The organism is Pedobacter sp. GW822-FHT03F06 (assembly GCF_058801365.1).
Window position 1 is genome coordinate 147,000 of the sequence record NZ_JBXANE010000011.1, and the last position, 19,580, is coordinate 166,579.

Below are 19,580 nucleotides of genomic sequence, written 5' to 3' on the forward strand. Positions count from 1 at the left end.
CCCTTAAAACTTTTCCCTTTCCTTGCGCAAACTGGCAAGTTCCGCCAGTTTGCGCTGGCGCTCGTGCTTATAATCGTAGGTTGAATCAATGAGGGAAATATAACGCGACTGGTTGAAATACCAGTTGATACTATCTCCATTATCTTCCACCATAAAGTCACCACCGACCCACTGAGGGACCGAATGCAACAAATGGACGATCACATAGGAAAAGGTAACCTCGATCAGTCCATTCAGCTCTTTAAGCATATCCGTACCCTCATACCCAATACCCCTGCCCTGGTTGAGCAGCGATACATATTCCTCGATCTGGTGGGCGGAGGAATGTACATATTTGCACAACAGCCCATAATTCCTTTTTACGTCGTCCTTGAATTCAGCATCCACCTTTTCGGAAAAATAGTCAAAGCGGATTCTGTTGATCGGATTAATGTTAGAAGAATTCAAAAGCTTTTCAAATGCTTTGATCTGTGATTCGAAATCGACGTTTGCCCTGGACCTGACGATAAAACAGGACTTGATGCTCAGTTCCAGTAAGTATCGAAGCTCCCGTTTGCAGATATTCATAAACCCATCCTTCGCCAAAAGACGCATCGAGGTCACCGACTGAATCATCCCCTCGATCATTCTCAAGGTGAAGTTCCTTGGCGCATTTTCGCGGTCACGGCCAGCGTTGAAGAAACAAAACATCAGACAGTTCAACATGTCCTGTTGCATGATCCAGGTTCTGTTCAGTTCCTCCTTATACTCTTGTGAAGCCAGTTCAGCCTTGATTTCTTCTTTTTTCATAGCCAATTGCAATGTAACAAGAAATCCAGCAAACTAGCAATATATCACAAAATGACCCTATCCTAGACGTGCAAAACATCAGCTGTGTATTTCGGCAAAAGTAGCCTAGCTGTTTCAGACCAAACTGGTCGTTAATTCCTTGACCGGATTTTTATATCTAATTCCTTTCTCTCTGAACAAATATAAGGTCGGTTTTAGAATTCATTTTTAATGTTCCCTTTTTCTCTAAGCATTTTTGCTGGTTGATTGGTTGCAAAATTGCTAAAACCACATCACCTTTATTCGCTGTTGATGACTTTAAAGAGTTGTTTTAAATACCAGGAGCGAAAAATAGCGCTGTAAGGACTGAATATGTCAGTCGTATTACCTGCTCAAGTAAAATCCAAAATTTTGAGGCTTTGAAATAATGGGATTAATTAATAAATCTTGACAAGAATGCCAAAACGACCAGTTTGGTTTGAAAAGCTCCATCAGTTTGCAGCGAAACGATCCGTCAGCATAAAAGCGGAACCTGTGAACAATTTTGCCGAAATATCCACATATAAGAGCGGAAAAGGTTTTTTCTAGTGGATGTCGATACGGCCTGAAACACCGCAGAAATCCGTAATTTTAGTCAGCAAATCTGCCCAGCTTATTCCAGGAGACAGGTTATTGATGTCGTTTCCGACAAGTAAAGCTATGTCCAACATAATTATTTTCCAGATTTAATTTTATCAGCTATAAAACTTAGCTTTTTTAGAATCATCTTATTACTTGAATAAAAAGCTTTTAGTGTTTCAAGCGTATCTTCAGAGAATCTAGAGGCGTTAAATATCTTATCATAAAAGCGTCCGAAGTGACAGATGTGCATCAATCGGTCAAATGATATTTGTATATCGTGAGGAATATACAATCCAACTAAACTTATCGGAGCCAGCTCTTTATTTGTTATATCATCCAGAGAGAGAGGATTAACCATTTTGTCCTTTAACACTTCGTTAAAAAAGCTTGCAAACTCGTTAACGGCCTCATTGAATACGTCATTAATTTCAAATGCTATATTAAAAACATAATCTGGAAACACATTAGCATTTAGAGTGTTAATCCTTTCCTCAAAAAAATGATATTGCTTTTTTGATTGAACATTGTGCACCATATCTGCATAGTGGCAAAAACTTTCGATTGAATGGAATTCAGTTATTGATGGCTTTCTAAGCAGTTTATTTAAATAGATAGCATCGACATTTAAAATTGAAAATATCCTTAAACATTCCAAAAGATCCAGCAACAAGTCATTACACAATATTTGAATATCCTGCTGCACTGATTCGCCAGCTCTGATAGAAGTACCTTTATGTAGAAAGGCATTTCTTTGATTTGGTACTTCAAACTCAAAATAATCCAATCTGGTCTCCGAGTGTGGGTAGTAGTCACGAACGATTTTAACTTTGTCTGGCAGACTTGCTTTTGGATTGGAAAAATCAGGGTCACAAACCATACACATATCACCAAACAGCCCCTCGACCTGCGTTAACCCTAATGCATAAAACCCAAACCAACTCTTAGCTTTATATAAGGCTTCCATTTCTTTGAATATGGTATTACGCTGTGGATTTACCAATGGCAAAAACTCTACGTATTGCGCTAGTAGCTTAAGGCTGTCCCGAACTGGAAGTTTATCGAACAATTTCTCATAGAAAGCAGCTTTGTCAGCCTGGTATAGAACTTTAAGCTCTTTTGCTTCTGCGATAGTGAATGAACCGACGCGGTGAGCTACCTTATCGATCTTAGAGTGGTCGAAAAGCCTACCCGAATTTTGGTAAGTCGTTTTGTACGGGTGGTCAAAATAAGCGTCAAAGAAAGCTATGCTCGAACCAAATGGATTACCGGCTGCAGCTTTTGTACGAGCCCTTTCGTGCATCTGATTAAATTTGTAATTTTCAATGGCATACCTTTCTTGCAGGCAACGGTCATAGAATGCCTTCACTGTTTTTTCACCGTGATTTCTTGGCCTTTCCCCCGATTGGATATAGGACACCTTCTCGTAGCTGGCAATCCGATCATTGATTTCTTTAAGGTCAGATTCCACCACCGAAGATAATTCAGCCAAAATTTCCCCTGGTACTTTTTCAAAGCCAAGGAAAAATTGCATGTAACGCTTTACGAAATCGATTTCCTGATTGGCATGTCCAAATTCCTCTTCGAAGGGATCTGTATCCCAGCCTAACATTTGACATATTCGAAAGCATCCATTTCTTATGTTATCCTGATCAGTTGGATCCAGATCCCCAGGCTTGAAGTCGAAGAAGGTAAGTGTGTGGTAGCAAAATACAATGCTATCCGCTGCAAATAACTGATCTGATGTCAGCGCACCCAAGATTGTACTGCTAATTTCTGAAATCTCTCCTGCTGTGCTCGGAGGATTTGTTAGTGATATTTTTTTCATGAAAGACGTTAGTTTGAGAAAATTAATTTTTTTGACCTATTTGGTTGTTATTTTTTTGCAGTGGTATATAAACGCAGAGCCAAATCGGAATGCAACTGTTGATAAAAATATAAAAAACTGTCTAGATTTTAAATCCTGAAACAAGTAAAAAAAGGCTGGTCAACTGACCAGCCCCTTTCCCAAAACAGTATTAACTGTTAATTATTATCATTCGTTTTTCAGCTCCTGAACTTCGTTTCTCCCGGCAGCAGCCAGGTTTTTTATTTCCAGGTACGCCTTACACAAACGCGTGCCGGTAGCCTTGTTTCTTTTTGACATAAGAAAGTTGGGCTCGATAGTCTAATGTTCGTTCTGTATGCAAAAAGCATACTTCGAAAAAGGCAAGCACTTTCATCGGAATAATTAACCAGATACCATACTCGGATATAGAGAATATCCTATACGTTATTTATTCTGTTAAACCGTCCGTCAATTTGAGCTCAACAATTTTCCTTCAATTAGGCATTCATTAAAAATTTATATATGAATGCAGTATGTTATCTAAGATTAAGCACCAAAGATCAATCTAAATCATTGGAATATCAGGAATCCATTGTCCGTGATTATTGTAAACGAAATAAACTGAAGATCCTAGAAGTCTTTAGAGATAATGGAGAAAGTAGCTACACCTTTAAAAGAAATAATTATTTAGCTCTAGAAAGTTTCATTAAAAAACACAAGAATAAATGTCAATACCTTGTGGTTCTCGATCATGACCGATTTAGCAGAAACTTACCTGAAGCATTGATGAAGATTGTTGAACTAGAGAGAAAGTATGGTGTCAAGGTCATTTCGACCAATGAGCCAATTAATCTCGACACATCTGACTCGGATGTCTTTATGAAAAGGGCTTTTGAATATTTGATAGCACATAGAGAACTTCTTACCATAAAAAGCAGAACTAGACTAGGTATCTTAAATGCGAAAGAAAAAGGTAGGTTTTTAGGTAAGGCGCCATTTGGTTACACAAACATCAAAAAGCCATTCGACGACCAAACAATAGAAATCAATAGCTCGCAAAGCTTTATCATAAAGAAAATCTTTGCTGATTTTGAAGCAGGTGTTCCGCAAAAGACAATACATAAAGAAGTATTTGGGCTCGGATTTAAAAATAGAGGAAGTAACGCTATCAATGATATTTTGAGAAACCCCGTCTATGCAGGCTTAATAAAAGTCAAAGCTTTTAAAAACATGTCAGAAAAATATGTAAGGGCTCTCCATGAACCTATAATATCAGAAACAGATTTTTGGCGTATACAAAGAGTATTGAATATAAAACCAAAAAGACAGACTAGAGCCAACGAAGAATTTCCGCTAAGAGGCGTTATCAAATGTCCTTGTGGTCGCAACCTTACTGCTGGATGGACAAAGGGAAATCGGAAATATTACTTGTATTATAAGTGTGTTGATCATCCCAGCATAAACATTCCTGGAGAAACCATGCATAAGAAATTTGAAGAATTATTAAAGAAAATTACACTGCAAAAGCATCTAGTTGACTTACTGAATAGTTCACTAGTAAGTTTATCGGATGAACTATTAAAAGAAGAGGACAAGAAACAAAAAGAAAAAGCAAGGCAGCTTCGAATTCTAAGAGAAAAGACCAAAAAGTTGGACCAAAAATTCATAGCCGACCAAATTTCAGTTTCCGTATATCATAGATGTAGAGAAGAGTTTAAAACTGAAAAAAAACACGTTGAAAGTATTTATAATAACCTATTGCTCGACAAAGTAAATATTGAAAATGTATTGACGGTATTTAAGTCTGGCAGATTCAATTTCTACAAAGTGTATAGAAGATCGGATATCCTACAAAAACACCTTTTGGTAAGGATGATATTCAAAGATTACTTAACATGGGATAAAGGACTATTTACATCTCTTTACATTAATGAGCTGCTACAATTCAATTTAAAAAAAGTAAGTATAAAAACACTATTGGTATTGTCATCAAGAAACAATACAATAACTGATTTGAATAACCGTACAGAACATACAGAACTGAGAAGAGCGCTGAGAAAATCGACGCACGAAGAGATAAAAATCAAATGTCAAAAAGACGAGAAGTTCATCAAATCAGTGATTAAATTCATAGCCGAAATTGTAAAAAGTAGAGACAAAACTGAAAAAAATGTTCTAAGCTAATCTGCTCATGGTATCGGAGCTCGATTTATTTTAGTTAAAAACAGGCCAAATCTTAATGAATTGGTAGTCAAAATGATGCAAAAACAGGTAAAAAATATCTCCAAAATCTGCGATTTTGAAGTGTTTGAGAATCAAAAAATTGCAAAATCAAATTCTATAAAAATGCAGTAAAATGAGTACTAAAAATAACGATTTTTAAAACACAAATAGCTAACAATCAGATTGTTAGCTATTAAAAAAGTGTACCCAAGAGGAGATTCGAACTCCCACACCCGTACGGGCGCCAGCCCCTCAAGCTGGTGCGTCTACCAATTTCGCCACCTGGGTATTTACTATTAAATCATTCCCGAAGGCGTCTACCATCCCGATAGCTATCGGGATCGCCACCTGGGTTTGAATTGTTGCAAATATATAAATTAACCACAGTGCGCTGCAACATTCACAAAATATTTTTCGAACTGAAATTCCGGAAAGCAAATCTTAACATGGTAAACCATATATAGTAACACCAAACTCAATTATATATAAATAGCAGTAACACGACTTCCTAGGGTAAACTTATTTTAGTATAGGACAGATACAACAGCGAACCTATTTAGACGGACTTTCGTCGTACTTAAGTCGGGGTTTCGTCGGACTTATGACAATTGGCCCCGAATAAAACCCGACGTAAATCAGAAGCAAATACAAATTATTTGTTTACTAATCAGCAATTTGCTATATTGTTGTATACATAAACTAACGCAATCATGGGAAAAATAGAAAGTGGAATTAACGGTGGATTTACCGGAACAGTAGGTGCCGTAACCGGATATTACCTAAATGGGAAATGGATAATCAGAAGCAAACGTAGAAAATCGGTCAAAAACAAAATAGGTAGCGCAGATCAAAAGGCCTGCAGGTCGCGTTTTACAATGATGCAAACCTTTTTAAGTCCGATTGTCGATTTTGTGAGAATTGGTTTTAACATGGAATCGAAAAAGCGAATGATGACTGCACATAACGCTGCAAAATCTTATAACATGTTAAACGCACAAAATGCAGCTGGCGAAATCGACTACGAAGCCCTGCGTTTGACCTTTGGAAATATCAGCGGTGCAACAGACGTTAAACTTGAACAGGATGATATGGGTGTGCATTTCAGCTGGTCGGATAATTCCAATGGCGATCACACCAGGAAACATGACCAGGTGATGTTAATGGTTTATGATGTGGAGAACAAAACGGCCATCTATGAAACAGGGGGCGCCAGGCGGTCAAAAGAAAGGGAAAGCCTGGAAATTCCTTCCTTTTATAAAGGAAAGACATTTCACACGTGGATAGCTTTTATTTCAGATGACAGAACGGAAATATCAATGAGTACCTATTGTGGCACTTTTATTTTTTAATAGTAGCGGAATTAACCGCTATACTATATGATTTTAACATTCAAAAGATAGTCCATCGTAAGCCAGACGGATATGCTCAGGTAAATTCTTTTCTACATCGGCATGTTTACCCAAATTATGACTGATGTGTGTAAGATAAGTAGTTTCCGCACCTACCCTTTCCGCAAAGGCAATGGCCTCACCTAAAGTAAAATGAGAAATATGTGGTTCTTTTTGTAAGGCATTCAATACCAGTATTTTTGTTCCCATAATTTTTTCGAAACTTTGCTCTGATATGGTTTTGGCATCCGTGATGTATGTAAAATCGCCAATTCTGTACCCTGTAATGGGCAACAAATGGTGCATCACTTCAAAAGGAATAATGGTGGTTTCACCAATTTTAAAATCTTCGCCATTGGTTACGGTGTGTAGATTAATCTGTGGCAAACCATGATACTTGGTCTCGGCAAAGATATAATAGAACTCTCTTTTTAAAGCCGTTTGAACCCTTTCGGTCGCATAAACATCGATTACCTTATGCAGCAGGTAATTAAACGGCCTGATATCATCTAAACCAGCAATATGATCCTTGTGTTCGTGGGTAAACAATACCGCATCAAGATCTTTTACTTTTTCGCGTAAAAGCTGGTACCGGAAATCAGGCCCGCTATCTACCACGATGGTTTTATCAGCAGTTTCAATTAATATCGAAGTCCGTAAGCGGTTATCTCTTTTATCGGTAGATAAACAAACTTCGCAATTACAAGCAATTACAGGAACGCCTTGTGATGTACCAGTACCTAAAAAAGTAACTTTCATCTGCTTAAACTTTCCTTTCTATAACTGTAATGCTGGAGTTGTATCTTCATTAAAATAATTCGGTTTGCTGTAAGGATAGGTAGAATTGGCGCTGTTTTTCTTCTAACAGGTTTTCGTCTGTATTGGTTTGCTTAACCAAAGTTACCAATGCAGCAATTTTTCCTTCCAGATTTGAAAATTTGTTTACCACAATAACCTTATTGTGCTCGAGCAGGCAAGAACCGGTTTTAAAGTTTCCTTTCTCATAACGAACCTTATAGCCCATAGCAAAAAGCAGGGTTTCTAATTTCTCTAAGGTATGGTTTGTTAGTGGCAATGACATTGGAAACAAACTTAGATAAATCTGCGCAGCATTCATAAATACCGCAGTAAAAAAAATGTAGCGTAATGTTCATTTCTAAAAAATTTAGAAAATCAGGATGCTGTTAGCAATCGGTTGTGAATTCCTATAATATGCTTTACCTATCCTGAACAATTTCGGGAATCGTGCCAGTTCCTGTTTTATCGAACCTGGGTTAGGCGCTTTGCTAGCTTACGTTAATAAACCATAGGTTTTACCGAAGAACGTCGTCAATCCCAAGTGGCGGAGAAATCAAAAAAACAGTTGCACAAAAGAAAAAATAGCACTATCAAACCTTAAACGCAGTGGTTTTGTGTTCATAAACGCTGATTCAAAATGTTAAGAAAATTGAACACAAACCCCGCAGGGCTCAATCAGACCAAAGAAAACACAATAATACCTGATTAAACGAAGTGCCGCTGTTTTTTTGATGTGCTTGGATTGTGCTGAGCCGCCTTGATGGATTGACGAAGCGCTTTGGGTACTTTGGCGCTCCAAAGTACCATGCCCCGCGGCAAAGAGCGAAAAAAAATGACATTTGTACCTTCCTAAGGAAGCAAGGCCAGTTAATAGCTGGAAAGATGCTGAAACAAGTTCAGCATGACGACCGCCCTAGGACTATTACACAGTAAAACTTAGGTGATTAAGGCATTTTACCCATCCTAGCCTTTTCACACCTAAGCTACCTTAGCACATCTTAGTTGATAAATAGCTAAAATTGTTATCAAACAAAAAAAGGTTCAGCTGTTTCCAACTGAACCTCCAGGTTTCATCCCGCCAAGGCGGAAATAACAATTATCTTAAATCTACTACTTCAACACCAGGATATTTCTTGGCATCGAAAGCAAAAGTAGTTTCCGGTACATTTACATTAGGCGAAAAAGTTTTTACGTTGTAGGTGTATTTGTTTCCGTTTTTATCGAACAACACCACGTTTGCAATTTGTTTAGCAGCCTTATCAATACTTAAACGCACTTTAAAAATCGATTTTTTAGCATCAACAGGTGTTAAATCAATCATTTGGTAAGTTTTGGCACCTGCTTTTTCTTCACCTGTGTAAACATATTTAAATCCTTTTTCGTAAACCGTAAAAATCTTTGCAGGATTAATGGCATCGCCACTGTTATCTACATTGCTTACCTGTACTTCTTTGTCTTTTTTCAAATAAGTCCATTGGCTTTTACCATCGCTAAACAATTCTTGATTGGTCATAGCCACTTTATACTTATTAGAATTGGCTTTAACATACAAAGTACCTTGCTGGGTTTCTTTTACTTTTGCCTTTGGATTATCCAAAGTGAAGGTAAAATCTGTTTTTACAATATTATACGATTTGTATTTTTTACTCACCTCAGCTAAAATGGCTTTAGCTTTCGCATCAGTTTGAGCATAAGTTGAAGTTGTAAAAGCAACTACAACCATTAATGCTGAAATTAATTTCTTCATCTTTTCTTTTTTAAATTTTTCCTTTGAAACGTTAGAGTAGATTTTTCGGTATTGGTTTAATCTAATCTTTGTCATTCATACTATTCAAGAACTGTTCCAAAGAATACTCGTCAGGGTATAAAACTTCGCGAGCCTTACTTCCTTCAAAGGGACCAACGATTCCCGCAGCTTCCAATTGATCAATAATTCTTCCGGCCCTGTTGTAGCCTAATTTTAATTTACGCTGTATTAACGATGTAGAACCCTGTTGATGCATCACAATCAGTCTGGCGGCATCTTCAAAGAACTTATCACGTTCATTAGGATCAAAATCGGCCTTACTGCCCTCTCCGGCTTCATCTATATATTCTGGCAGTTGATAAGCATCGGCATAACCGCGTTGGTTACCAATATACTCCGAAATCCGGTCTACCTCAGGTGTATCAACGAAAGCACACTGTAGCCTGATTAAGTCGCTACCTGTAGATAAAAGCATATCACCACGGCCAATTAACTGATCGGCGCCACCACTGTCCAAAATGGTTCTTGAGTCGATTTTCGACAATACCCTAAAGGCTAACCTGGCTGGGAAATTGGCTTTAATGGTACCTGTAATAATATTTACCGATGGGCGTTGCGTAGCCAGAACCAGGTGAATACCGATTGCCCTGGCCAACTGGGCTAAACGTGCAATTGGTGCCTCCACCTCTTTACCGGCAGTCATCATTAAATCGGCAAACTCATCTACCACTAAAACAATGAAAGGCAAAAAGCGGTGACCGTTATTTGGATTAAGCTTGCGTTTAACAAACTTATCGTTATATTCTTTTAAATTCCTAACCTGTGCATCTTTCAGTAAATCGTAACGCTGATCCATTTCGATACAAAGTGAATTTAAAGTATTTACAACTTTTTTGGTATCGGTAATAATGGCATCGGCCTCTCCCGGTAGTTTAGCTAAAAAGTGTCTTTCAATTCTATTGAATAAGGTTAACTCTACTTTTTTCGGATCGACCAGTACAAATTTCAGTTGCGCAGGGTGTTTTTTAAACAACAGCGAAACCAGAATGGCGTTAATACCAACCGATTTACCCTGACCAGTTGCCCCGGCTACCAATAAGTGGGGCATTTTAGCCAAATCGGCTATAAAAACCTCATTGCTAATGGTTTTACCCAATGCAATAGGCAAATCCATGGTGGTTTGGCTCCATTTTTCAGTATTTAGAATGCTGCGCATAGGCACCATTTCTGGGTGTTGGTTAGGCACCTCAATACCAATTGTACCCTTGCCCGGCATTGGCGCGATAATACGGATCCCTAAAGCTGCCAACGAAAGCGCAATGTCATCTTCCAGGTTTTTAATTTTCGAAATCCTTACCCCAGGGGCCGGAATAATTTCGTAAAGGGTAACCGTTGGACCAATGGTTGCCTTAATCTTATCAATTTCTATGTTGTAATGATTAAGGGTTTCTACAATTTTATTTTTATTGGCTTCCAGTTCTTCGGCATTTACCGAAATTTTATTGGTGCCATAATTTTCGAGCAAATCTATTGTTGGATACTTATAGCCCGATAAATCTAGTTTTTCATCATAATTACCAAACTGTTCAACCAGATCATCCGATTTTTTTTCTTCTTCGGTTTTTTCGATCGTAAAAGCAGGTTCCTTCTCGGTTTCAATTGGTGGTTCTACCGTTAATGGAAGTGTTGTTGCCGCAGCAGTAGCAAGTGGCAGATTAGTAGCCAATGGAGACAATACAACAGGTGCTACAGTTTCTTCCTCTTCTTTTTCTTCGAAACGGCTTGGCTGTAATACCACATTTTGTTGTTTACGTTCGTTACTTACTGGTTTATCACGTACCGGAAATTCAATGGGCGCTGAAGGTTCGTCGAAAGTTTTGTTCTTTACGGCCTGCTCTCTAATATCATTCACATAATCTGGCGTTTCGTTGTCCAGGTAAACTTCTTTCTCTTTACGTTCAGGAAATTTAAAATCAATGTTATAAGCGATGATTAAAATGGTTAATCCGGCAAAAGCAATTAGTCCCGCCACCCCAGCTGCACCAATTTGGGCACCTAATAATTTATTGCTCCAATAACCAAACTCGCCTTCTAAATAATGTGGCGATTCTGACCAGAAGCTATGTGCAAAACCTAAGGTTAGGGATATAAACAATAAAAAGAAAAAGCTATAACCCAATGTTTTCGAGATGGAAAGGATTTTAACTTTAAATAATAAACGGTAGCCGATAATAAAAAAGGCCAAAACGAACAAGAAAGATGCAATACCGAACCATTCGTAAATAAACTGGTGCGATAACAAAGCGCCAAACTTACCTAACCAGTTTTGAACTACCGGTATAGAAACACCAGCTTCTTTTAGTTCTTCTGTTGTTTTAAAAAGATTGCCCCAACCACCATTTGCATCGATTACATAACTCTGATCATCTTGCCAGGTAAATAAATACGAGGTAAAAGCAATTAAAAAGTAAAGTGACAATATCACAAAAAACAGACCTGCAATTTTAACTGCGCGGCCATCTGCCAGATCGAAGCTTGGCAAAAAATCTCTTTTTTCTTTCGGCTGCCGACCTGATGATGATCTGCCGGGTGCACTTTCTGCACCTTTATCTCTGAATGTATTGGTTTTAAACTGGTTACCCCTTACCGACATTTTCTATCCTAAATAATTTAATATTGAACAAACTTAGATAAAACTGCGCAGCATTAACGAAAGCCTAACAAAAAAAATAATCACAAATTGTAAGCATTGCTGTTAGGACTTTTATCATACCACTCACCATTTTCAAGAAGCGCTAAATTTGCACCCCTGTCTATTGGTTTTATAATCTGCCTTAAATTAAATAAAAATATTCATCGGGCATTAAACCTTAAACAGAAATTATTGTCTATTATTTTAACAACACACAAGTTGTTACGTTTTGTCAAATGAAACGGATTTTGTTTTAGGTTTTATCCCGTTTTGCCTGGAGAGGTTAAACGGGATTTTTTATTCGCAAAACCTTATCGTTTTTTAAACCTAGAAGGTCTGAAATACTAGGTGACTTAGGCGCTCCGTATTATTTTGAAAAGCAGGGTTCTGTGCACTTCGGTTATAACAGTCCCGCTATCACTTCTCCCGACTTCTTTACGTCGGGATCGTTCTATCAGGTTTATTTAATACGGATCTGTAATGCTTAGGCTTTAAGATTAGTTGCTAATTAGACCTGTGGGTTTTGCGTTAGGGATTGTAAGGGTTCAGTACCGATCCTTCATCGGTACCGGAGCGAAGCGCAGCCCTGCAAAGCCCGCCCCTTGCGCAGCTTGGGTAACGCCCTAATGAGTTAACAGCTTTCAGTTGGCAATTTTCAACCAGCAGCTCTTTTTTAGACATCATGTTTTTTTTGACCTCTGAGGTCTTGGTAGATTGCCTTACACTATATATATTTAAGCAATAAAGTTTACAATTTCTTAATTTTTGTTAATTTAAAGCGATTTTTGAAACAATATTATGGGTATAGCGCAACTCGAAGAACAAATTGAAGCTGGAAATTTACAGGCAGTAAAGGAAATTTTAGTTGAAAATCCAAAATTGGCAAATGTTGATACTTCTCATCATATCTCGCCACTGTTATTGGCCTGCTATTATAAAAAACAGGAAATTGCTGATTTAATTGCTGAATTTGTAGACGACCTAACCTTATTCGAAGCGTGTGCAGTGGGCAAATTTGATGCGGCATCGCAATTGATATTTCAAAGTCCTAATAGTATTAACGAATTTTCGGATGATGGATTTACGCCATTAGGTTTAGCCTGTTATTTCGGCCATGAAGATCTGGCCCGTTTTTTAGTTTTAAAAGGTGCAGACGTTAACCTCCCATCAAAAAATGGATTTAATGTATTTCCGATCCACTCGGCAGTTGCCGCTAATAATTTCAATATTACTAAAATGCTGTTAGATGCGGGCGCATATCCGAATGTTTGCCAGAAGGCAGGATTGGCGCCTTTACACACCGCTGCACAACTTGGAAACATAGAATTGATTATTGTACTACTGGAACACGGAGCAGAAGTTTCTTTACGCATGGAAGGTGGAAAACTGCCTGCAGATTTAGCCGCAGAAAAAGGCTTTAACGAAATAGCCGAAATTTTAAGAGACGATGACTAGACAGTTTTCAGTTGGAAGTTCTCAGTTTAATCAATTGCAAACTGGATATTATTAATTGCCTGTTGAACAGTTTTCAGTTCATATCCTACAAACTCTTACAGTTAACTGCAAATTGGATACTGCCAACTGAAAACTGAGCTATTCCCAAATCCTTAACCGCATTCTTTTCATATACGTCCTGATATCGAGCACAACAGCCGCCAAAAAATAGAACAATATTGGAAAACCTACCGCCAAAAAAGACGAATAAATAAAAAACAAACGGACTTTCGCTGTGCTCATATTCAACTTGTTAGCCAAATAAGTAGAAACACCAAAACTCTGTTGTTCAAAATAGGTTATAATTCTTTGGAACATTTTAAGCTTATTTTAAAAATCTTAATAACAATACCACAAGATAAAATCATTGGAAACCGAAATCATAATTTGATTTCCAAACTCTAATTTAGCAATAATAATCGGTTAAATTTTCAATAGCATATCCGATCTCAATTATTGCAAAACCAATTTTTCGAAATCCTGTTTATCCTCGTGTTTAATAAAAAGCGTTTGTTGTTCTTCCAGTCCGGAAAACTTTTTGATCAGTTCTGCCTTAAATTTATGGATATCGACATCTTTGTTTAAAATAACAGTTAAGGCATCGGCATTACCCCTAACCTCGATAATCTGATTAGGATATAGTTCTTTTAGCTCGTGTGGAAATTCCATAATTTAAAAACAGATTATAAGGTAGAAAGTTTTGTTTGAAATCAGCATCTGGTTAGGCTTGCTTTAAAATTTTTATTCCAATACCACAAGATAGACATTTTTTCTCATCGCAGTATTGCTTTTTCAGCTGCAAAATTCCTTGCGAAGCAAATGCATGATCCATCTTCACTCCTGCCCCGGTGAATTTATCTGTAATGGCATTTTGCTCAGCTGGCAAACGCTCCAACAATTTTATCGCCCTGCTAATATAGTATTGTGTACCCGTGTGTTTACCATATGCGAATAAAAACAAAGCCACGGTATTTAGCAAAACATTATCAACGGATATTTTTCCAATTTGCGTATTTACACCAGAAGTTTCTTTTTTAAAATGATAATGTGTTTTCCAGTAATCGTTTACCGGTAAGTTTTCAAATAAAGCATGTAATTGAGTTATATCTCTGATCTCCATAATTTTAGAAAAAAGATGATTTGCTTTTACAATTAACGCTGCAAATTGTGCCAGTCTGATCGTAGGAAAGTTTTGCGGCCTCATGCGCATAAATTTCCACATCGAAACTTCTATAGGTTTAATATTGTATTTCTTTCGAAGAAACTGAAATTCGGCCTTTAGTTTTTTAGGGTACTCCTCTTCAAACTGATCGCTTAAAAAACCAGCGGCACCAAAAACCAGCGCCTCAATTTGGTTTGGGTTATTTTTGTGCTTGGCATAAATGTGCTGCGAAACGGCTTTGGCAAACAACTCAAAAGGCAGGGCATTTATTTTAAAGCCAAAATTACGCGCCATGAAACGGTAGAAAGTCTCATCCCAATTCCCATTTAATTCGTTTAAGGTTTCAGTAACAGCATTTGTTTTTTGCTCGAAACGCTCTACTAAGGTTCTTGATAAAAAAGAATCGACAATTAATTGATCTACCGCTCCAATTTGTGCAATGCAAGGAAAATCAGTTAAGGTAAGAAACAGGTTTTCATATTTTTTGAGGAGATCGGCAGAGATCCGGTGTTTTAATTCCAAAACGGGCAAAACAGTATTGTCTATTCTTTTTATTTCCGCATCATGCTCATAAACAACATGTAATATTACATTTTCGTAACCGGGATTAGTCTGATGATTGTGTTTTAACCAATCTGACGACCTGAGGTGAATTTCTACATTACCCGCCCATGTGGTATTGTCAAATTCAATTTTCGCATTAAAAAAATCAGGCCCGGCATTTTTGTTTAACAAGCCTGGATTGATAATTTTCAGGTTTTCTCCAGCCGTGGTTTGCAGCCCGTTATAATCAAACGACCTGAATTGCCATACATAATGAAGAAAATCTTCTGGAAAATTCATTCTTGAAGATAATGAATTTATTTGGCTATAACTAACTTATAAGTTTAAAATTTGAGCTTTTAATTACGCGCAACCTCACCCTGAATTTATTTCAGGGTCTTACACGCAAAAAAAAGATACTGACCACGAAGTAGCTATTAAACCTTTAAAGCTATAAAAACTACTAATAAAACAAGTTCAGCATGACGTTGAAGCGAAGTTTGGTTTAAATTAAATTAGTTCTGCTTTAAGCAAAATCTGCTCCATTTCTTGTTGAAGTTTCAACGCTTCTTCCCTGGCCCTTTCTGCAAAATCTTCTCCCTGACTGGCATAGATAATGCCTCTCGAAGAATTAATCAGCAACCCGCATTGCGAATTTAGGCCATACTTGCACACTTCATTTAAATCTCCTCCCTGTGCGCCAACACCCGGCACTAAAAGAAAGTGATTCGGTGCTAATTTACGTACATCACCAAAAGCAGCGCCACGGGTTGCGCCTACCACATACATCATCTGTTCATCTGTAGCCCAGGTTTGCGATGTTTTAAGTACTTTTTCGAAAAGTTTATCTTCGCCAATTTCCTGCAATTGAAAATCGGCATGGCCGGCATTCGAGGTTAAAGCCAAAAGAATTACCCATTTATCTTTAAAAGTTAAAAACGGTGTTACCGAATCGCTCCCCATATATGGTGCTACGGTAACCGAATCGAAGCTCATATCTGATGATGCGGCATTGAAAAACGTTTCGGCGTACATGGCAGAAGTATTGCCAATATCGCCACGTTTGGCATCGGCAATAGAAAAAATATCCTGAGGAATATATTTCCAGGTTTCGATCAAAGTTTCCCATCCCTTTTTTCCATAACACTCATAAAAAGCAGTATTCGGTTTATAAGCTACACACAAATCTTTTGTGGCATCAATAATCTGTTTATTGAATTCCAGAATCGGATTTTCATACTTCAATAAGTGTTTTGGTATCTTATCTAACGAAGAATCTAATCCGACACATAAAAATGAACGTTTTTTTTGTATCTGCTCGAAAAGTTGTTGCTTGGTCATATATGGGCTTATTTGCTGCAAATATGAAGATTTTTAAGTTTTCTGAGCGACAAAATAATGCTCACATTAATTATTTTTATAAACATTTTAAACTTTTGCTTGCAGATTACGTTTCAAATACATACAATTGCACCATAATTTCTCAACCGTTTATCTGAATATCCCAGAAAAATTTATCAAGACTTGTTTTTTGTTACCATTTTTTAAAAGCACATTTTGCTTTTTATTCAGCTTGTAAACAATTATGAAACAATTTGAGCATTTTCCATAATGAACTCATTTAATGTTTTATAGCCTTAAGAATTTATACACAATGAAACTGCCAGGCCTACACTAACACAAATATATTTAAGCCTGTGTAGATTTATAACAGAAAACATCCGTTATAAACAAATGAAAAATTTCTTGAAACATATATATTTAGAATGTTTAGTAAAACAGAATTAAATGATAAGCTCACAACAGAATTACGTGAGCTAGCAAAAAGCTATGGCATTGAAGGTGCCGACTCCCTAAGAAAAATCGACCTTGTTGAAGTACTTTTACACCAACAAGAAATTATAAATGCTGCTAAAGCCGGTGCAGACCCTTATAGCGAAATCGAACCTATTGCAGCTACTCCTGCACCTAAAACCAAAGCTGTAAAAGCACCAAAAGTTGCCGCAGCTGCAGCCGCCGCTTCTACAGTGGCTGCTGAAAAGCCAGCTACAACAGCCGACAAGCCTGTTAAAAAAAGAGCAAGGTTAACGAAAGATGAGCCTGCAGCGCCAATTGAAAGAAGAAGAGATGCTGTAACGTTATTTGATGAGCCTCAACATCAACAACAGCCAGAAAGACAACCAGACAGAATTATTGAATCTGAAGAAAGTGTAAAACCTATCTCAGCTTTAATAGAAGAAAGTGCAGAAGTACTTCCGGCGGCACCGAAACAAAAACAAGAGCCTAAAGAAAAGCAGGAAAAACCGCAGCGCGACGAAAACCGCCAGCAAAAACAACCGGGCGGTGGCAATCACCACAAAAACGAAAACAGTTACTCTAACCTAGATTTCGACAACGTAATTACAAATGAAGGTGTTTTAGAAATTATGCCTGATGGTTACGGTTTCTTGCGCTCTGCAGATTACAACTATTTAACTTCTCCTGATGATATTTATGTATCTCAGTCTCAGATAAAACTTTTTGGTTTGAAAACCGGTGATACTGTAAAAGGTAGCATCCGTCCGCCAAAAGAAGGCGAAAAATATTTCCCACTGGTTCGCGTAGAAACCATTAACGGCAGAATTCCGGCTGAGGTTCGCGACCGTGTTCCTTTCGATTACCTCACTCCACTTTTTCCAACAGAAAAATTAAATTTATTTACGGATAACAGCAATTACTCTACCCGTATTATGGATTTATTTACACCAATTGGTAAAGGACAACGTGGTTTAATTGTAGCACAGCCAAAAACAGGTAAAACCAATTTATTAAAAGAGGTTGCCAACGCGATTGCTAAAAACCACCCGGAAGTTTATTTAATTATCTTATTAATTGATGAGCGTCCGGAAGAGGTTACTGATATGGCCCGTAGTGTAAGAGCAGAGGTAATTGCCTCTACTTTTGATGAGCCAGCTGAGCGCCACGTTAAAATTGCCAATATTGTTTTAGAGAAATCGAAACGTTTGGTAGAAAGCGGGCATGATGTGGTAATCCTTTTAGATTCGATTACACGTTTGGCCAGAGCTTATAATACAACAGCACCGGCATCAGGCAAGATATTATCTGGTGGTGTTGATGCAAACGCATTACACAAGCCAAAACGTTTCTTCGGTGCGGCACGTAACATCGAAAATGGTGGTTCGTTAACTATTTTAGCTACCGCATTAACCGATACAGGTTCTAAAATGGATGAAGTGATCTTCGAAGAATTTAAAGGAACAGGTAACATGGAGTTACAATTAGACCGTAAATTATCTAATAAACGTATCTTCCCTGCAATTGATATTACGGCTTCAAGTACCCGTCGCGATGATTTATTGTTAGATAGAGATATTTTGCAACGCGTATGGATTTTACGTAACCACCTTGCCGATATGAACAGTCAAGAGGCTATGGAATTTGTTCAATCTCAAATAAAAGGAACAAAAAGTAACGAAGAGTTCTTAATTTCGATGAACAGCTAAATTAAGGTTAAGGGCTGGAAGGTTGAGGGTATAAGGGTTTTCCCAGCGACCTTCCAACCTTCCAACCCTCCAGCCTTCCAACCGTATGAAAAAACATTTCCCTAATGCGATTACCTGTGCAAACCTTTTTTCAGGTTGTATCGGAATCGTTTTTGCATTTAAAGGCAATCTGGAAACCGCAGCCTATTTCGTTATTTTCTCTGGAATTTTCGATTTTTTTGACGGTATGGTTGCGCGTTTGTTAAATGTGAAATCGGCAATTGGAAAAGATCTTGATTCTTTGGCAGATATGGTAAGTTTTGGGCTCTTACCGGGGGTAATCATGTTTCACTTATTAAAGGCAAGCGATTATTCATCTGAATACCTCCCTTATCTTGGATTTATCATTACTATTTTTTCGGCACTTAGACTGTCCAAATTTAACAACGATACCAGGCAAACAGAAGATTTTATTGGTTTGAATACGCCTATGAATACTTTGTTTATCTGTTCTCTGCCTTTTATTGCAAACGATTATCCTCAGCTTATTGCTTCTAGTATTTTATTGATTGCCATTACAGCAATTACAAGTTTTTTACTGGTGAGCGAAATAAAAATATTCTCTTTAAAATTCAGCGATTTAAGCTGGGCTAAAAATAAAATCAAATTTATTTTCCTCATCCTGTCGGCAGTATTAATTGCTTTTCTAAAATTTGCAGCAATTCCTTTTGTACTGGTACTGTATATTGCTTTATCTTTTCTGCATTTTAAAGGAGCAATTCCAAATAAATAATGCTGAGAGATAATTTATTTTATAAAAATCAATATAAATGACGC

The 19,580-nt window shown here is 37.5% G+C and carries 17 protein-coding genes and 1 tRNA gene; 5 read left to right on the forward strand and 13 right to left on the reverse strand.

Annotated features, from left to right (window positions below; translation table 11 throughout):
• Window positions 1–3: 3 nt before the first annotated feature.
• From AC1RJ8_RS19170 to AC1RJ8_RS19180, 3 genes are all read right to left on the reverse strand, one after another.
• On the reverse strand, window positions 4–789 hold the full coding sequence (locus AC1RJ8_RS19170) for a hypothetical protein (RefSeq protein ID WP_492955139.1): 786 nt from the start codon (window positions 787–789) through the stop codon (window positions 4–6).
• 691 nt (window positions 790–1,480) lie between these two features.
• Entirely contained in the window at window positions 1,481–3,214 is a 1,734-nt protein-coding gene (locus AC1RJ8_RS19175; RefSeq protein ID WP_492955138.1) for a hypothetical protein, read from the reverse strand.
• A 207-nt stretch (window positions 3,215–3,421) separates the two neighbouring features.
• Window positions 3,422–3,532 carry a hypothetical protein gene (locus AC1RJ8_RS19180; RefSeq protein ID WP_492955137.1) on the reverse strand — a complete coding sequence of 37 codons (111 nt, stop codon included), beginning with the start codon at window positions 3,530–3,532 and terminating at the stop codon, window positions 3,422–3,424.
• A gap of 204 nt (window positions 3,533–3,736) precedes the next feature.
• Here AC1RJ8_RS19180 and AC1RJ8_RS19185 point away from each other — a divergent pair, with 204 nt between their 5' ends.
• Window positions 3,737–5,398: a recombinase family protein gene (locus AC1RJ8_RS19185; protein ID WP_492955136.1), complete on the forward strand. Its 1,662-nt coding sequence runs from the start codon at window positions 3,737–3,739 to the stop codon at window positions 5,396–5,398.
• A 243-nt stretch (window positions 5,399–5,641) separates the two neighbouring features.
• Here AC1RJ8_RS19185 and AC1RJ8_RS19190 read toward each other — a convergent pair.
• Window positions 5,642–5,725 (reverse strand) — tRNA-Leu (locus tag AC1RJ8_RS19190).
• A gap of 422 nt (window positions 5,726–6,147) precedes the next feature.
• On the opposite strand from AC1RJ8_RS19190, the gene AC1RJ8_RS19195 reads away from it, so the two are divergent.
• Window positions 6,148–6,786, forward strand: coding sequence for a DUF6266 family protein (locus AC1RJ8_RS19195; RefSeq protein ID WP_492955135.1), 639 nt, complete (start codon window positions 6,148–6,150; stop codon window positions 6,784–6,786).
• Between the two features lie 33 nt (window positions 6,787–6,819).
• Here the strand turns inward: AC1RJ8_RS19195 and AC1RJ8_RS19200 are convergent, their stop codons facing one another.
• The 5 genes from AC1RJ8_RS19200 to AC1RJ8_RS19220 all read right to left on the reverse strand — a co-directional run bounded on the left by AC1RJ8_RS19200 (window position 6,820) and on the right by AC1RJ8_RS19220 (window position 12,746).
• A complete protein-coding gene (locus tag AC1RJ8_RS19200) occupies window positions 6,820–7,584 on the reverse strand; it encodes an MBL fold metallo-hydrolase (protein ID WP_492955134.1) in 765 nt (254 codons plus the stop codon).
• 49 nt (window positions 7,585–7,633) lie between these two features.
• Window positions 7,634–7,906 (reverse strand): hypothetical protein, encoded by a 273-nt coding sequence (locus tag AC1RJ8_RS19205; protein ID WP_131029079.1) that lies wholly within the window; start codon window positions 7,904–7,906, stop codon window positions 7,634–7,636.
• Window positions 7,907–8,719: 813 nt separating this feature from the next.
• Window positions 8,720–9,370 (reverse strand): outer membrane lipoprotein periplasmic chaperone LolA1, encoded by a 651-nt coding sequence (gene lolA1 / locus AC1RJ8_RS19210; RefSeq protein ID WP_057933023.1) that lies wholly within the window; start codon window positions 9,368–9,370, stop codon window positions 8,720–8,722.
• Between the two features lie 61 nt (window positions 9,371–9,431).
• Window positions 9,432–12,023, reverse strand: a complete 2,592-nt coding sequence (locus tag AC1RJ8_RS19215) for an FtsK/SpoIIIE family DNA translocase (RefSeq protein ID WP_492955133.1) — start codon at window positions 12,021–12,023, stop codon at window positions 9,432–9,434.
• A 567-nt stretch (window positions 12,024–12,590) separates the two neighbouring features.
• Window positions 12,591–12,746 (reverse strand): hypothetical protein, encoded by a 156-nt coding sequence (locus AC1RJ8_RS19220; protein WP_492955132.1) that lies wholly within the window; start codon window positions 12,744–12,746, stop codon window positions 12,591–12,593.
• 114 nt (window positions 12,747–12,860) lie between these two features.
• On the opposite strand from AC1RJ8_RS19220, the gene AC1RJ8_RS19225 reads away from it, so the two are divergent.
• A complete protein-coding gene (locus tag AC1RJ8_RS19225; RefSeq protein ID WP_492955131.1) occupies window positions 12,861–13,517 on the forward strand; it encodes an ankyrin repeat domain-containing protein in 657 nt (218 codons plus the stop codon).
• Between the two features lie 138 nt (window positions 13,518–13,655).
• Here the strand turns inward: AC1RJ8_RS19225 and AC1RJ8_RS19230 are convergent, their stop codons facing one another.
• From AC1RJ8_RS19230 to pyrF, 4 genes are all read right to left on the reverse strand, one after another.
• Entirely contained in the window at window positions 13,656–13,874 is a 219-nt protein-coding gene (locus tag AC1RJ8_RS19230; protein WP_029277136.1) for a PspC domain-containing protein, read from the reverse strand.
• 135 nt (window positions 13,875–14,009) lie between these two features.
• Window positions 14,010–14,225: a hypothetical protein gene (locus AC1RJ8_RS19235; RefSeq protein WP_492955130.1), complete on the reverse strand. Its 216-nt coding sequence runs from the start codon at window positions 14,223–14,225 to the stop codon at window positions 14,010–14,012.
• Between the two features lie 52 nt (window positions 14,226–14,277).
• The gene (locus AC1RJ8_RS19240; RefSeq protein WP_492955129.1) at window positions 14,278–15,561 is read right to left on the reverse strand and encodes a DUF2851 family protein; all 1,284 of its coding nucleotides are present in this window, start codon (window positions 15,559–15,561) and stop codon (window positions 14,278–14,280) included.
• A 210-nt stretch (window positions 15,562–15,771) separates the two neighbouring features.
• A complete protein-coding gene (gene pyrF, locus AC1RJ8_RS19245) occupies window positions 15,772–16,602 on the reverse strand; it encodes an orotidine-5'-phosphate decarboxylase (protein ID WP_492955128.1) in 831 nt (276 codons plus the stop codon).
• A gap of 425 nt (window positions 16,603–17,027) precedes the next feature.
• Here pyrF and rho point away from each other — a divergent pair, with 425 nt between their 5' ends.
• Window positions 17,028–18,764, forward strand: a complete 1,737-nt coding sequence (gene rho / locus AC1RJ8_RS19250) for a transcription termination factor Rho (RefSeq protein ID WP_492955127.1) — start codon at window positions 17,028–17,030, stop codon at window positions 18,762–18,764.
• A gap of 85 nt (window positions 18,765–18,849) precedes the next feature.
• The gene (gene pssA / locus AC1RJ8_RS19255; RefSeq protein WP_492955126.1) at window positions 18,850–19,536 is read left to right on the forward strand and encodes a CDP-diacylglycerol--serine O-phosphatidyltransferase; all 687 of its coding nucleotides are present in this window, start codon (window positions 18,850–18,852) and stop codon (window positions 19,534–19,536) included.
• The last annotated feature ends 44 nt before the right edge of the window (window positions 19,537–19,580 follow it).